Source organism: Dactylosporangium sp. NPDC049742 (assembly GCF_040674675.1).
Taxonomy (GTDB): Bacteria; Actinomycetota; Actinomycetes; order Mycobacteriales; family Micromonosporaceae; genus Dactylosporangium; species Dactylosporangium maewongense.
This window is the reverse complement of record NZ_JBFANF010000001.1, coordinates 274,848-288,854: the sequence shown is the minus strand read 5'-3', so window position 1 is coordinate 288,854 and position 14,007 is coordinate 274,848. Positions and strand designations below refer to the sequence as shown.

At 71.9% G+C, this 14,007-nt stretch carries 12 protein-coding genes; all 12 read left to right on the top strand.

Annotated elements, in window-relative coordinates; translation table 11 throughout:
• Positions 1 to 13: 13 nt before the first annotated feature.
• Positions 14 to 718 (top strand): response regulator transcription factor, encoded by a 705-nt coding sequence (locus tag AB0J72_RS01350; RefSeq protein ID WP_363393177.1) that lies wholly within the window; start codon positions 14 to 16, stop codon positions 716 to 718.
• Positions 715 to 1,734 (top strand): ATP-binding protein, encoded by a 1,020-nt coding sequence (locus AB0J72_RS01345; RefSeq protein ID WP_363393174.1) that lies wholly within the window; start codon positions 715 to 717, stop codon positions 1,732 to 1,734. The genes AB0J72_RS01350 and AB0J72_RS01345 overlap by 4 nt, the downstream gene beginning before the upstream one ends.
• 303 nt (positions 1,735 to 2,037) lie before the next feature.
• Positions 2,038 to 3,684 carry a DUF4173 domain-containing protein gene (locus AB0J72_RS01340; RefSeq protein ID WP_363393171.1) on the top strand — a complete coding sequence of 549 codons (1,647 nt, stop codon included), beginning with the start codon at positions 2,038 to 2,040 and terminating at the stop codon, positions 3,682 to 3,684.
• 80 nt (positions 3,685 to 3,764) lie between these two features.
• Positions 3,765 to 4,151 (top strand): hypothetical protein, encoded by a 387-nt coding sequence (locus AB0J72_RS01335; RefSeq protein WP_363393169.1) that lies wholly within the window; start codon positions 3,765 to 3,767, stop codon positions 4,149 to 4,151.
• Positions 4,148 to 5,854: a cation acetate symporter gene (locus AB0J72_RS01330; protein WP_363393166.1), complete on the top strand. Its 1,707-nt coding sequence runs from the start codon at positions 4,148 to 4,150 to the stop codon at positions 5,852 to 5,854. Before AB0J72_RS01335 ends, AB0J72_RS01330 begins: the two co-directional genes overlap by 4 nt.
• A 41-nt stretch (positions 5,855 to 5,895) precedes the next feature.
• Positions 5,896 to 6,660: an ABC transporter ATP-binding protein gene (locus AB0J72_RS01325; RefSeq protein WP_360559196.1), complete on the top strand. Its 765-nt coding sequence runs from the start codon at positions 5,896 to 5,898 to the stop codon at positions 6,658 to 6,660.
• Positions 6,651 to 8,393, top strand: a complete 1,743-nt coding sequence (locus tag AB0J72_RS01320; protein ID WP_363393162.1) for an ABC transporter permease — start codon at positions 6,651 to 6,653, stop codon at positions 8,391 to 8,393. The genes AB0J72_RS01325 and AB0J72_RS01320 overlap by 10 nt, the downstream gene beginning before the upstream one ends.
• A 54-nt stretch (positions 8,394 to 8,447) precedes the next feature.
• The gene (locus tag AB0J72_RS01315; protein WP_363393159.1) at positions 8,448 to 8,957 is read left to right on the top strand and encodes a flavin reductase family protein; all 510 of its coding nucleotides are present in this window, start codon (positions 8,448 to 8,450) and stop codon (positions 8,955 to 8,957) included.
• Between the two features lie 233 nt (positions 8,958 to 9,190).
• Positions 9,191 to 9,535, top strand: a complete 345-nt coding sequence (locus AB0J72_RS01310) for a DUF485 domain-containing protein (RefSeq protein WP_344500904.1) — start codon at positions 9,191 to 9,193, stop codon at positions 9,533 to 9,535.
• A complete protein-coding gene (locus AB0J72_RS01305; protein ID WP_363393156.1) occupies positions 9,532 to 11,295 on the top strand; it encodes a cation acetate symporter in 1,764 nt (587 codons plus the stop codon). Before AB0J72_RS01310 ends, AB0J72_RS01305 begins: the two co-directional genes overlap by 4 nt.
• A 108-nt stretch (positions 11,296 to 11,403) precedes the next feature.
• Positions 11,404 to 12,375, top strand: a complete 972-nt coding sequence (locus AB0J72_RS01300; protein ID WP_363393153.1) for a UDP-glucuronic acid decarboxylase family protein — start codon at positions 11,404 to 11,406, stop codon at positions 12,373 to 12,375.
• 71 nt (positions 12,376 to 12,446) lie between these two features.
• Complete coding sequence (locus AB0J72_RS01295) at positions 12,447 to 13,724, top strand: LCP family protein (protein ID WP_363393151.1); 1,278 nt, start codon at positions 12,447 to 12,449, stop codon at positions 13,722 to 13,724.
• The last annotated feature ends 283 nt before the right edge of the window (positions 13,725 to 14,007 follow it).

Sequence of the window (14,007 nt, the reverse complement as noted above, 5' to 3'; positions counted from 1 at the left end):
ATACGCTGCTGGCATGACCGCAGGTGGGGCTGGGGAACGGCGCAGGGTGCTCGTCGTCGACGACGAGCGGATGATCGCGGAGTCGATCGCGGTCCGGCTCCGCGCCGAAGGGTTCGCCGTCGACCAGGCGCACGACGGGCCGTCCGCGGTCGCCGCGGCCCACCTGCTGCGCCCCGACCTGGTCGTGCTCGACGTGATGCTGCCCGGGTTCGACGGCCTCGAGGTGTGCCGGCGCATCCAGGCGGAGCGGCCCGTCGCCGTGCTCATGCTCACCGCCCGTGACGACGAGACGGACCTGCTCGTCGGGCTCGCGGTCGGCGCCGACGACTACCTCACCAAACCGTTCTCGATGCGGGAGCTCGCCGCCCGCGTCCACGTGCTGCTGCGGCGCCTGGAGCGGCTGGCGCAGTCCCAGCCGGACCCGGACGCCACCCCGATCGTCCTCGGCGACCTGGAGATCAACCGGGCGCAGCGGCGGGTCAGCCGCGGCGGCGTCGAGGCGCACCTGACGCCGACCGAGTTCGACCTGCTGGTGAACCTCGCGACCCGCCCCCGCACGGTCCTGCCCCGGGAGCGGCTGCTCGCCGAGGTGTGGGGCTGGGCGGACGCGTCGGGCACCCGGACCGTCGACAGCCACATCAAGGCGCTGCGCCGCAAGCTCGGGTCCGACCTGATCCGGACCGTCCACGGAGTCGGGTACGCGCTGGAGACCACATGAAGCACTTCCTGGACCTGCTGCCCCGGCCGCTCGACCCGCTGCGCTCGATCAAGCTGAAGCTCGCGGTGCTGCTCGTCGCGTCCGCCGGCGCGGGCCTCGGCGTGTTCTGGATCGGCATCGGCTGGATCCCGCCGACGACGACGGAGATCGCGCTGACCGTCGGGCTGCTCACCTCGCAGGTCCTGGCCCGCGGGGTGACGTCGCCGCTGCGCGACATGACCGCCGCGGCGCAGGCGATGGCCCGCGGCGACTACTCCGCCCGGGTCAGGGCGACGTCGAAGGACGAGGTCGGCCAGCTCGCCGTCGCGTTCAACCAGATGGCCGCCGAGCTCGCCGCCGCCGACCAGCAGCGCCGCGAGCTGATCGCCAACGTCTCGCACGAGCTGCGGACCCCGATCTCGGCGGTTCAGGCTGTACTGGAGAACGTCGTCGACGGTGTCGTCCAGCCCGACCCGGCGACGCTGCGGACCGCGCTCGCCCAGACCGAACGCCTCGGGCGGCTCGTCACCGAGCTGCTCGACCTGTCCCGCCTCGACGCCGGCGTGGTCCCGCTGGACCGGGAGGACTTCCGGATCGAGGACCTGCTCATCGAGGTGGTGGCCGAGGCCGAGGTGAAGGCCACCGCCGCCGGCTACAAGGTCGAGTATCTGTTCTGCGCCTTCCCGGAGAACGCCCTGGTCAGTGCCGACCGGGCGCGGCTGCACCACGTCCTGACCAACCTGGTCGACAACGCGACCCGGCACAGCCCCGACGGCGGGACCGTCACGATCATCGGCCGGCGCGACGGCGACCGGGTGATGATCGAGGTCGCCGACGAGGGGCCCGGCATCCCGTACGCGGAGCGGGAGCGGGTCTTCGAACGCTTCACCCGCGGCGCCCGCGCGTCCGGTGGCGGCACGGGTCTGGGGCTGGCGATCGCCCAGTGGCTCATCGAGCTGCACAACGGCACGATCGCGGTCATCGAGCAACCGGATGGCATGGCGGGTTGCCGCATCCGGGTCACCCTGCCCGTCTGATCCAAGCGTCTTCAGTACGTGTCCGGCGACAGCCGGACGCGCGGATCCTCATACCCTCCGGAGTCCGACATGTCGTCCCCGACGGAACCATCCGACGGTCCGCACCGCCCCACCGTCCCCGCCCAGCCGACGCCACCCGCGCCGGACAAGCAGCCGACGCCACCCGCGCCGCCCGCGACGGACAAGCAGCCAGCACCGGTCGAGCCGACCCCGACGGAGAAGCCGCCGCCTCCGGTACCGCGCCCGCTGGAACGGCACGACCCCGCTCCGCAACAACCGAGGCCACCGTCGCCGCCTGGAGGGGTGCGAAAGGCTCCGCCGCAACCACCGCACCCCGTACACCAGGAGCAGCGGCAACAGGGGCACGGCGGGCCACCGGGAGCGGTCGCGACGCTCGCGCCGCCGACCCATCCGCAACACCCGGCACCGACCCCGCCGAACCCGGCGTTGATCAGCCCGGTCCGGCTCGGCCCGCCGCACCCGACCCTGTTCCAGCGGCACTGGCCGGTCCGCAGCGTCGCCGCGGGCCCCGCCGTCCTCATCGGCGGCCTGGTCACCGCGGTCGTCGCGGCCGCCGCCCTGCCGCTGGACCGGCCCGGCATCGGCTGGCCCGTCGCCGGCCTCGCGCTCGTCGTCGCCCTGCTGGTCGTGCTGCTGCGGATGGATCCGAAGCAGCGCGGCACCAGCGTGGTCGAGGCCACCTGCTGGAGCGCCGCCACCGTGGCGCTGCTGTCCGTCGGGGTGTTCCGGGCCGCGGGCTGGCTGTTCTTCCTGTGCGTCCTGGCCGCGTTCGGCAGCGTCGCGCTCGCCGTCGGCGCCGGCCGGAGGGTCCCGGCGGTCTTCGCGGCGCTGGTCAACCTGCCGATGGCCGGGTTCCGGTCGCTGCCGTGGGTCCGGTACGGCATGAGCCGGGCCCGGGCGAAGGAAGGCGCGTCCGGCGCGACGCGGCTGCTCGGCTCGATCGGGCTCGGCGTGCTGCTGCTCGTCGTCTTCGGGGCGCTGTTCGCCAGCGCCGACGCCGCGTTCGACCAGATCGTGCAGACGATCCTGCCCGACCTGTCGCTCAGCACGCCGTTCCGGTGGCTGTTCGTCGGCGCCGTCGCCGCCTGGCTCACGTTCGGCGGGGCGTTCCTGCTGCACAACCCGTCCACCCTCGGCGACGGCCGGCCACGGCAGGGGCGGGTGGTCCGCTGGTACGAGTGGGTCGTCCCCGTCGGCGCCGTCCTCGCCGTCTTCGGGATCTTCGTCGGCGTGCAGGTCGCGGTCCTGTTCGGCGACCGCGACTACGTGATGCGCACCGCCGGCCTCACGTTCGCCGAATACGCGCGGAAGGGCTTCTGGCAGCTGCTCGTCGTCACACTGCTCACGCTCGTCGTGATCGCGGTGACGGCCCGCAAGGCGTCCCGGGAGACGGCCCGCGAGCGGGCGCTGCTGCGGGTGGTCCTGGGGCTGCTGTCGCTGGGCGCGCTCGTCGTCGTGGTGTCCGCGCTGTGGCGGATGGACGTCTACGAGCAGGCGTACGGCTTCAGCCGCCTCCGCGTCCTGGTCAGCGCGTTCGAGCTGTGGCTCGGCGGCCTTTTCGTCCTGATCATGGTGGCGGGGGTCGTGCCGGCGACGCGCTGGCTGCCGCGGGCCGCGGTCGCCCTGTGGGTCGTCACGCTGCTGGGGCTCGCGGTGCTGAACCCGGACCGGTTCATCGCGGAGCAGAACGTCGACCGGTTCGCCTACAAGAACGCCGACCTCTGGTACCTGTCGAGGCTGTCCGCGGACGCCGCGCCGGCACTGGACAAGCTGCCGCCCGGCGCCCGCGAGTGCACGCTCAGCCGCATCTCCGCCGACGTGCACGACGGCGACGACTGGCGCGGCTGGAACCTGGGCCGCGCCGAGGCCCGCCGGATCGTGCCCGAGGTGATGTCCGCCGACGACTATCCCTGCTCCCGGCGGTACTAGCGAAGCGCGGGGGGCCGACGCTCAAACGGGGGGTGTCGGCCCCTTGCACTTGATTCACGCTCGTTGCGAGACTGCGGGACATGGAGCCACCCACCCCGCGGGTCCGCGTGGTGCTCGGTGACGTCGCCCGCGCCCCCATCGACCCCGCCCGCACCCGCGCGGAGCTGGAGGAGCAGAGCCCGGTCGGGGCCGCCCTCGCCCGCGGGCTCGTGCGCGCCCAGCTGGCCGTCGCGGTGCGGCTCGCGGCGGTCGTCGCGGTCGGGCTCGGCGGGCTGCCGCTGCTGTTCGCGGCCGCGCCCGCGCTCGGCAGGGCGCACCTGTTCGGGATCTCGGTGCCGTGGCTGCTGCTCGGGGTCGCCGCCTACCCGTTCCTGTTCGCCGTCGGGTACGCCTACGTCCGCCTCGCCGAACGCAACGAGGCCGAGTTCGTCGCGCTGGTCGAGGACAGGTCCCACCAGCAGTCATGAGTTCTTTCGGGCTGCCTTCGGTCATCGCGGTCATCGCGGTCACCCTCATCACCGTCGCCATCGGTCTGTACGGGCTGCGGTTCGCCCGCACGACCTCCGACTTCCTCGTCGCGTCCCGCATGGTCAGCCCGACCTGGAACGCGGCCGCGATCAGCGGCGAGTACCTGTCGGCCGCCAGCTTCCTCGGCGTCGCCGGTCTCATCCTCAAACACGGCGTCGACGTCCTCTGGTACCCGGTCGGGTTCGCCGCCGGCTACCTGGCGCTGCTGCTCTTCGTCGCCGCCCCGCTGCGCCGCTCGGGTGCGTTCACCCTCCCCGACTTCTGCGAGGTCAGGCTCCGCTCGAAGCGGCTGCGCAAGCTCGCGACCGCGTTCGTCATGTTCATCGGCTGGCTCTACCTCGTGCCGCAGCTGCAGGGCGCCGGCCTGACCCTGCAGACGGTGACCGGCGCCCCGTACGCGCTGGGGGCGCTGCTCGTCGGTGTCGTCGTCACCCTGAACGTCGCGCTCGGCGGGATGCGGTCCATCACGTTCGTGCAGGCGTTCCAGTACTGGCTGAAGCTCACCGCCCTCGCCGTGCCGTTCGTGTTCCTGCTCATGCAGTGGCAGTCCGACGGCCGGCCCGCCCTCACCGCGCCGGACGGCCCGACGTTCCCGGCCGTGACGACCGTCACCGTCGACCACCCGACCCGGCTGATCGTCACCGTCCAGACGCCGGTCACCGCGCACGGCCGCATCGACGGGGCCGCGGTCGACGGCGCCGTGCTGCTCACGGTCGGCGAGCACGACGCGGACCCGGACACCGCCATCGAGTTCCCGGCGGCCGCGTCGGTACCGAAGGTCGTCGCCGTCTCCGCCGAGTCGCCGACGGACTGGCTGCTGCCCGGCGACCGCTCGCAGGGGCTGTTCGCGACGTACTCGCTGATCCTCGCCACGTTCCTCGGCACGATGGGCCTGCCGCACGTGCTGGTCCGCTTCTACACCAACGCCGACGGCGCCGCCGCCCGCCGCACCACGCTCGTCGTCCTCGGGCTCGTCGGCGTCTTCTACCTGACCCCGACCCTGTACGGGGTGCTCGGCCGCGTGTACACACCGCAGCTGCTGATGACCGGCAACACCGACGCGGTCGTGCTGCTCCTGCCGTCGGCGGCGCTCGGCGGCGGCCTCACCGGCCAGCTGCTCAGCGCGCTCGTCGCCGCGGGCGCGTTCGCGGCGTTCCTGTCGGCGTCGTCTGGGCTGCTCACGAGCGTCGCCGGGGTCCTGTCCACCGACGTGCTCGGCCACGGCTCGGTCCGCGACTTCCGCCGCTCCGCGCTCGTCGCCGGGGTCGTGCCGCTGCTGCTCGCCCTGTTCGTCGCGAGCCTCGACGTGTCGCAGGTCGTCGGCCTCGCGTTCGCCGTCGCCGCGTCCAGCTTCTGCCCGCTGCTCGTCCTCGGCATCTGGTGGCGCGGCCTGACCGGGATCGGCGCGGCCGCCGGGATCGTCGCCGGCGGCGGCGCCGCGGCCGGTGCGGTGCTGCTCACGGTGCTCGGCGGGCCGCTGCCGGGCTGGGCGGGCGTCCTGACCACCCAGCCGGCCGCGTGGAGCGTGCCGCTCGCCTTCCTGGTCATGATCACCGTCTCGCTGCTCACCCGGCAGCGCCTGCCCAAGGACCTCGGCGCGATCATGCTCCGCCTGCACGCGCCGGACGCGCTGCGGATGTGACCACCCTGGCGGGCGATGCTGGCGTGACATACGGTCATGCTGTGACAGATCGCGAGCCTGCCTCGGCTCTCGCGCTGCGGGGGCTGTCCAAACGATTCGACCAGAAGGTCGCGGTCGCCGGCGTCGACCTCGACGTGCCGACCGGGTCGTTCTTCGGCCTGCTGGGGCCCAACGGTGCCGGCAAGACGACGTCGCTGTCGATGGCGGTCGGGCTGCTGCGCCCCGACGCCGGCCACGCGTACGTCCTCGGCCACGACGTCTGGTCCGACCCCGTCGAGGCGAAGCGCCGCCTCGGCGCGCTGACCGACTCGGCCCGCATGTTCGACCGGCTCACCGGCAGCGAGCTGCTCGCCTACACGGGCCTGCTGCGCGGCCTGCCGCAGGACGTCATCGACGGCCGCGCCGCCGAGCTGCTCGACGTCCTCGGCCTCGCCGACGCCGGCCGCACCCTCGTCGTCGACTACTCCGCCGGCATGAAGAAGAAGATCGGCCTGGCCTGCGCGCTGCTGCACGCGCCGCGGCTGCTGGTCCTCGACGAGCCCTTCGAAGCCGTCGACCCGGTCTCCGCCGCCCTCATCCGCGACATCCTCATCCGGTACGTGCGAAACGGCGGCACCGTGATCTTCTCCAGCCACGTGATGGAGGTCGTGGAGCGGCTCTGCACCCACATCGCCATCCTCGCCGACGGCCAGATCAAGGTCGTCGGCACCACCGAGCAGGTGAAGGGCGGCCGGGAGCTCGAGGACGTGTTCGTCGACGTCGTCGGCGGCCGGGTCGCGACGGGCGCTGAGCTGTCGTGGCTGTGACCCCCGAGCCGCACGTCCCCCAGCCACGCGCGGCACCCGACGACGGGGTGCTCGCGACGCGGCCCGAGCCGATCCGCGGCGGCGCCCCGAAGGTCACCGACTTCGTCCGGCTGAAGCTGCGCATCCTGCGCAACACGATGCGGGGCAAGAAGTCCCGCGTCTGGCTCTTCGTCCTCGGCATCATCTTCGGGCTGTGGGCCGCGTTCATCGGGGTGAGCGTGTTCGCCGCCAGCAGCTCCACCGGCGACAACCTGCGCCCGACCCTCGCCGCGTTCGCCGGCACCGGGCTCGTCCTCGCCTGGATCCTGGTGCCGCTGCTGTTCTTCGGCGTCGACGAGACCCTCGACCCGGCCAGGTTCGCGCTGCTGCCCGTGCCCCGCCGCACCCTCGCGCTCGGCATGCTCGGCGCCGCGTTCGTCGGCATCCCACCCGTCGTCACCCTGCTCGCCGCGCTCGGCTCCACCGTCGGCGCGGTCGGCGACGGCGGCGTCGCCGCGGGTGCCGTCGCCGTCCTCGGCGCCGCCGTCGGCCTCGCCGTGTGCGTCGCCGCGAGCCGCGCCGTCACCAGCGCGTTCGCGGGCATGCTCCGCTCGCGGAAGGTCCGGGACCTGGCGGCGCTGCTGATCGCCCTCGCCGGCATCTCCTGCAACCCGGTCTTCCAGCTGATCTTCGCCCTGGTCGAGAACGGCGAGTCCAAGCAGGCCACCACGATCGGCGGTGTCCTGTCGTGGACGCCCCTCGCGGCGCCGTTCGTCGCCTACGTCGACGCGATCGAGGGCGACTGGGCGCTCGTCGCGGCCCGCCTCGCGATCGGGGTCGCCGGGGTCGCCGCGCTGCTGTGGTGGTGGCTGCAGACGATCGAGTCCGCGATGCTCGGCACCGCCTCGACCGGCGCGGCGAAGAAGGTCAAGGCCATCGACAAGCGGCCCGTCCGGGCGTTCCTGCCGGGCGTCCTGCGGTCCTGGCCCGCCGGCCGGTTCACCGGCCTCGTCGCCCGGGAGGTCCGCTACTGGTTCCGCGACCCACGCCGCCGCGCCAGCCTGATCTCGCTGCTCGCCGCGTCCATCGTCGTGCCGTTCGCGTTCACGTTCGGCTTCGGCGGCGGCTCCGACGAGCAGGAGGCGGCCCGGCAGAGCGCCGGCATGAGCGGCGGCGCCCTCGTGTTCTCCCTGCTGTTCGCCGGCGCGTTCGTCGGTCTGGTACTGGTGAACCAGTTCGGCAACGACGGCACCGCCTACGCGCTGCACATGCTCACGAACGTCCCCGGCCAGGTCGAGCTCGCGGCCCGCGCCGCCGGCGTCGGCATCCTCGCGTTCCCGCTGCTGGCCGCCGGCACCGTCGTCGTGTCGGTGATCGCCGGCCACACCGACCAGCTGCCCGCGGCGCTCGGCGTCGGCCTGTGCGCGTTCGGCATCTCCGTCGGCGCCGCCGGCATCACGTCGGTGCTCGCCCCCTACCCGATGCCCGACACCACCAACCCGTTCGCGATGAACACCGGCCAGGGCAGCGCGAAGAGCATGCTGTCCCTCGTCTGCATGCTCGCCACCTGGGCGTTGACGGCGCCGCTGATCGTCGCGTTCTTCCTGCTCCCCGACGGGTTCGCGTGGGTGCTGCTGCCGGCCGGGCTGCTGTGGGGGTCCGGGCTCGCCTGGACCGGCACCCGCCTCGCCGGGAGCCTGCTGGAGCGGCGCGCCCCGGAGGTCCTCGTCGCCGTCACCCCGAAGCGGGCGTAGCCCACCCGGAGGGTTCCTCCGGGTCCGCGGCCGGGAACAGCGGACAATGAGCCGGTGAGCATCCACGCCTCGGATCCGTTCGCCACACCGGACGACCAGCGCTCGCCGCTGCGGCGGCTCCGCGGGCGCCTCCCGGCCGCGGTGACGCTGTGGACCTCGGCCGGCGCCGGCGCGCCCGCCGGGCTGACCGTGTCGTCGATGCTGGTCGTCGACGGCGACCCGGGCCGGGTCGCCGGGCTGGTCGACGACGAGAGCGACCTGTGGACGGCGATCGAGGCGTCCGGCCGGTTCGCGGTCGTGCCGCTCGCCGAGGGCGACAACCAGCTCGCCGAGCGGTTCGCGGGGCTCATGCCCGCACCCGGCGGGCTCTTCTCGACCGGCGACTGGGAGTCCACGGAGTTCGGGCCGGTCCCGCGCGGCTACCCGTGGGCCGGCTGCGGGCTCGACGGTGCCCGGGCGTTCGGCTGGTCGCTGCTCGTCGAGGCGACCATCCGTCACGTCGACCTGAGCGACACCGTGGCGAAGCCCCTGCTCCACCACCGGGGTCGGTACACCTCGATATAGACGCTCTTACCAGCCGCCCCACCGCAAGCGGCAGGGTCTCCACGCCACCGAACCCCAGGCGCCGCCGCGCGACGCATTCAAGCCGTTAAACGGTGTGACCGCTGTCACTCGGCGCACCGAACCCGCCGTTGGGCGCAGCGGGCCGCCGGGCCCGCCCAGGGATCTTCACCGCCGCGCGGCGGGTTCCTACCGTGCGCGTACCCACACCCCAAATGGCAGGTGGTGATCCCCCCATGAGCACCGAAACGCCGGTGCCGGCCGGCACGGACGACAACCGGTACGTCGCCGTCGCCAACACCCCGGAGTTCGACGCGTTGCGCCGCGCCCTGCGACGCTTCGTCTTCCCCGTCTCCGCCGCGTTCCTCGTCTGGTACGCGCTCTACGTGCTGCTCTCCGCGTACGCCCGCGACTTCATGAGCACGAAGGTCGTCGGGCACATCAATATCGCGTTGATCTTCGGGCTGCTGCAGTTCGTGTCGACGTTCCTCATCGCCTGGCTGTACACCCGCTACGCCGACCGTCGCGTCGACCCCCTCGCCGACGAGCTGCGCGCCAAGATCGAAGGGAGCCCCGAATGAACGACGTCACCCTCGCGGTAGGGGCGACCACCACCCGGACGCTGACGCTCACGCTGTTCGTCGTCCTGGTCGCGGCCACCCTCGCGATCACCATCTGGGCCAGCCGGCAGACCAAGAGCGCCGCCGACTTCTACGCCGGCGGCCGGTCCTTCACCGGCTTCCAGAACGGCATGGCGATCGGCGGCGACTACATGTCGGCGGCGAGCTTCCTCGGCATCGCCGGCATCATCGCCCTCAACGGCTACGACGGCTTCCTGTACTCGATCGGCTTCCTCGTCGCCTGGCTCGTCGCGCTGCTCCTGGTCGCCGAGCTCATGCGCAACTCGGGCCGCTACACGATGGCCGACGTCCTAGCGTTCCGGATGCGGCAGGCACCCGTCCGCACCGCCGGCTCGATCTCCACGATCATCGTGTCGATCTTCTACCTGCTGGCGCAGATGGTCGGCGCCGGCGCCCTCGTCGCCCTCCTGCTCGGCATCAAGGCCGGCGACACGTTCATGGGCATGACCGCGGAGACCGCGAAGATCGTCACCATCGCGCTCATCGGCGTGCTGATGATCGTCTACGTGACGGTCGGCGGCATGAAGGGCACCACCTACGTCCAGATCGTCAAGGCGTTCATGCTCATGCTCGGCGCCCTGCTGCTGACGCTGATGGTGTTCGCCGCGTTCAAGTTCAACCTGTCGTCGCTGCTCGGCGAGGCCGCCGCCAAGTCCGGCCGCACCCCGCCGGAGTCGTTCCTGCAGCCCGGCCTGCGCTACGGCCGCGACATCGCCGGCAACGCCGCCGCGACACTCGCCAGCAAGCTCGACCTGATCTCGCTGGGTCTCGCGCTCGTGCTCGGCACCGCCGGCCTGCCGCACATCCTGATCCGCTTCTACACCGTGCCCAACGCGAAGGCCGCCCGGAAGAGCGTCGTCTGGGCCATCGGCATCATCGGCGTCTTCTACCTGATGACGCTCGCCCTCGGCTTCGGCGCCGCCGCGCTCGTCGGCCGCCAGGCGATCCTCGCCCAGGACCCCGGCGGCAACACCGCCGCGCCGCAGCTCGCCGAGGCCCTCGGCAAGCGGTACCTCGGCGGCGACTTCGGCGGCTCGCTACTGCTCGCCATCATCGCCGCGGTCGCCTTCGCCACCATCCTCGCCGTCGTCGCCGGGCTCACCCTCGCGTCGTCGTCGTCGCTGGCGCACGACCTGTACGCCAACGTGATCAAGCGCGGGCAGACCACCGAACGGCAGGAAGTCGTCGTCGCCCGGTACTCCGCGTTCGTCATCGGCGCCGTCGCGATCGTCCTCGGCATCTTCGCCCGCAACCTCAACGTCGCGTTCCTCGTGGCGCTCGCGTTCGCGATCGCGGCGTCGGCGAACCTGCCGGCGATCCTCTTCTCCCTCTTCTGGAAGAAGTTCAACACCCGCGGCGCGACCTGGGGCATCTACGCCGGCCTCATCTCCGCCGTCGGCATCGTGCTCATGAGCCCCATCGCGTGGGGCGGCGTCAGCGACGCCCGCACCCCGGCCACCCTCACCGCCGCGCAGGCCAAGACCTGCGGCGTCGACGTGAAGTCGAAAGAGGTCTCCAACGCGACGGCCCTGTTCAGCTGCACCACCCCGGCGCCCATCCCGCTGGAGAACCCGGGCCTGATCTCGATCCCGATCGGGTTCATCTTCGCCGCGCTCGGCGCCCTCACCAGCAAGGAACGCGACCCGGACAAGTTCGCCGAACTGGAGGCCCGCTCCCTCACCGGAGCCGGCGCCCACTAGATGCAGGCGCCGGCTCCCCCTGGGGGCCGGCGCCCACCGGATGTAGTGCGCCGGGGTCGGGGTACCGCCGATTCCCTGACCCCGGTGCACTGCCGCTAGGCTGGTCTCATGGTCGTTGTTGCGCAGCGTTACGGCGAGGGACACCGCATCCTCCTCACCGGTGGTGCCGGGTTCGTCGGCTCGCACCTCGCTGACGCCTTGATCGCCCGCGGGGCGCACGTCGTCGTGCTCGACAACTTCGTCACGGGCAGTAAGGACAACGTCGCCCACCTGGTCGACCACCCTCGATTCACGCTCGTCGAGGCCGACGTCAGCGAGCCGCTGCCGGCCGTCGACGCCCTCAGCGCCAGGTTCGACGCGATCATGCACTTCGCGTCGCCGGCCAGCCCCACCGACTTCCAGCTGCTGCCCGTCGAGATCCTCCGGGTCGGCTCGATCGCCACCCTCCAGCTGCTCGAGCGCGCCGTCACCGACGGTGCCCGCTTCGTGATGGCGTCCACGTCCGAGGCGTATGGCGACCCGCTCGTCCACCCGCAGCCGGAGACCTACTGGGGCAACGTCAACCCGATCGGCATCCGCAGCGTGTACGACGAAGCCAAGCGCTTCTCCGAGGCCGCCACCATGGGCTACCAGCGCGGCCGCGGCGCCGACGTCGGCATCGTGCGGATCTTCAACACGTACGGGGAACGCATGCGCCCCGACGACGGCCGCGCCATCCCCACGTTCATCTCGCAGGCGCTGCGCGGCGAGCCGATCACCGTCCACGGCTCCGGCACCCAGACCCGGTCCATCTGCCACGTGTCGGACCTCGTCCGCGGCATCCTCCTGCTGCTCGACTCCGGCGAGACCGGCCCCGTCAACTGCGGCACCGAGCACGAGATGACCATGCTGGAGCTCGCCGACACGATCGTGCGGCTATCCGACAGCACGTCGACCGTGTCGCTGCTGCCGCGCACCGCCGACGACCCCGAGCGCCGCCGCCCCGACCTCACCAAGGCGCGTGAGCTGCTCGGATACGAGCCGTCCGTCGCCCCCGAGGAGGGCCTGCGGCGCACCGTGGAGTACTTCCGCAGCCGCTGACTCTCCCCGCTTCGTGCCGCGCCCGCCCGAGTTGCGTGGCGGAGCGGCCGGAGGTTCGTATCGTGGTTTTCATGTCCACCACGCCTGCCTCGAACGGCTCGTCGGGTCGCGCCTCAGTGCCCAACTCGCTCCCGCCCAGCGCGGGAGCGCGTGCGCGCGTCTCCGGCGCCTCCACACCGACCAGCCCGGCGTCGTCGTCAGGCGTCTACGGCCGGCCCGCCTCAGGGTCCACCTCCCGCACCGGCGGCGGCGGTGGCGGCGGGGCCGTCCCGCCCCGGCGGCCCGGCGGCAACGAATACCCCGGCCGCAAGAAGATCCGTCCCCGCTGGGGGCGCATCGCGCTCGTCTCCGGCGCCGCGATCATGGTGCTCGCGCTGCTCGCCGGCGTCGGCGCCTACGCCTACTACCGCTACGTCGACGCGGGCCTGCAGCGCGACGACCCGTTCTCGGAGATCACCAACGGCCGGCCCGCCAAGGTCGCCGACGGCGCGCTCAACATCCTGCTGCTCGGCAGCGACTCCCGCGACCCCGACAACAAGGGCAAGGCCGGGGAGTGGCGGACCGACACCATGATCGTGATGCACATCCCGGCGAGCCACGACAAGGCGTACCTGGTCTCCATGCCCCGCGACCTGTACGTGTACGTCCCCAAGAGCAAGTCGACGCCGTACGGCGACACCAACGCCAAGCTCAACGCGTCGTTCTCCTGGGGTGGCACGCCGCTGACCGTCGAGACGATCGAGAAGTACACCAACGTCCGCCTGGACCACGTGCTGCTCATCGACTTCGGCGGCTTCAAGCAGGTCATCGACGCCCTCGGCGGCATCGACATGAACATCGAGTCCGACATCACCTCCGTCCACCCGCCGAAGCGCAAGTTCAAGAAGGGCATGAACCACCTCAACGGCGACGAGGCCCTCGACTACGCCCGGCAGCGCTACCAGTTCCCCGACGGCGACTTCGCCCGCATGCGCCACCAGCAGCAGATGATGAAGGCGATCCTCGACAAGGCGGTCAGCTCCGGCACCGTCAGCAACCCGTCGAAGCTCAACTCCTTCCTCAAGGCGATCACCAAGGCGATGACCGTCGACAAGGACTTCTCGCTCGCCGACATGGCCCTGCAGTTCCGCAACCTGCGCAGCGACGACCTGACGTTCCTGGTCAGCCCGCACGACGGCAGCAAGAAGATCAACGGTGAGGACGTGGTCGTGCCCAACAAGGCGAAGGCCGAGGCGCTCTACACCGCGATCCGCACCGACAAGATGGCGGACTGGGCCGCCGCCAACGCCCCGAAGCCCGCCGCGAGCGGCTCGGCGCCACCGTCGACGAAGGCGACGACCAAGAAGTGATTATTCCGGCATCCCGGGCATGTCTCCCCACCTGTGGGGTTGCATGCCCGGGCTGTCGTAAAGATCTCATTGCAGGAGTCACCCTTGACCGAGTAGAAAACGCCTGATTGGTGGCATCTCTTCGGATCTTGTGCAGTGACGCTGGTCGGCACGATCCCCGCCGCGAACGTAGACTCGGATAAATCCCCGCCGCCGTGCGGGCACGCAGTCGGGGGCGACATGCAGCAGGACCAGGATCCGCCGGTGAAGCCTGAAGAAGGGCCGGCGGCGTCGGTTGACGCGA

Coding starts and splice junctions, on each gene's coding strand:
- AB0J72_RS01350 (WP_363393177.1), top strand. CDS start 14: ATGACCGCAGGTGGGGCTGGGGAACGGCGCAGGGTGCTCGTCGTCGAC.
- AB0J72_RS01345 (WP_363393174.1), top strand. CDS start 715: ATGAAGCACTTCCTGGACCTGCTGCCCCGGCCGCTCGACCCGCTGCGC.
- AB0J72_RS01335 (WP_363393169.1), top strand. CDS start 3,765: ATGGAGCCACCCACCCCGCGGGTCCGCGTGGTGCTCGGTGACGTCGCC.
- AB0J72_RS01330 (WP_363393166.1), top strand. CDS start 4,148: ATGAGTTCTTTCGGGCTGCCTTCGGTCATCGCGGTCATCGCGGTCACC.
- AB0J72_RS01310 (WP_344500904.1), top strand. CDS start 9,191: ATGAGCACCGAAACGCCGGTGCCGGCCGGCACGGACGACAACCGGTAC.
- AB0J72_RS01305 (WP_363393156.1), top strand. CDS start 9,532: ATGAACGACGTCACCCTCGCGGTAGGGGCGACCACCACCCGGACGCTG.
- AB0J72_RS01300 (WP_363393153.1), top strand. CDS start 11,404: ATGGTCGTTGTTGCGCAGCGTTACGGCGAGGGACACCGCATCCTCCTC.
- AB0J72_RS01295 (WP_363393151.1), top strand. CDS start 12,447: ATGTCCACCACGCCTGCCTCGAACGGCTCGTCGGGTCGCGCCTCAGTG.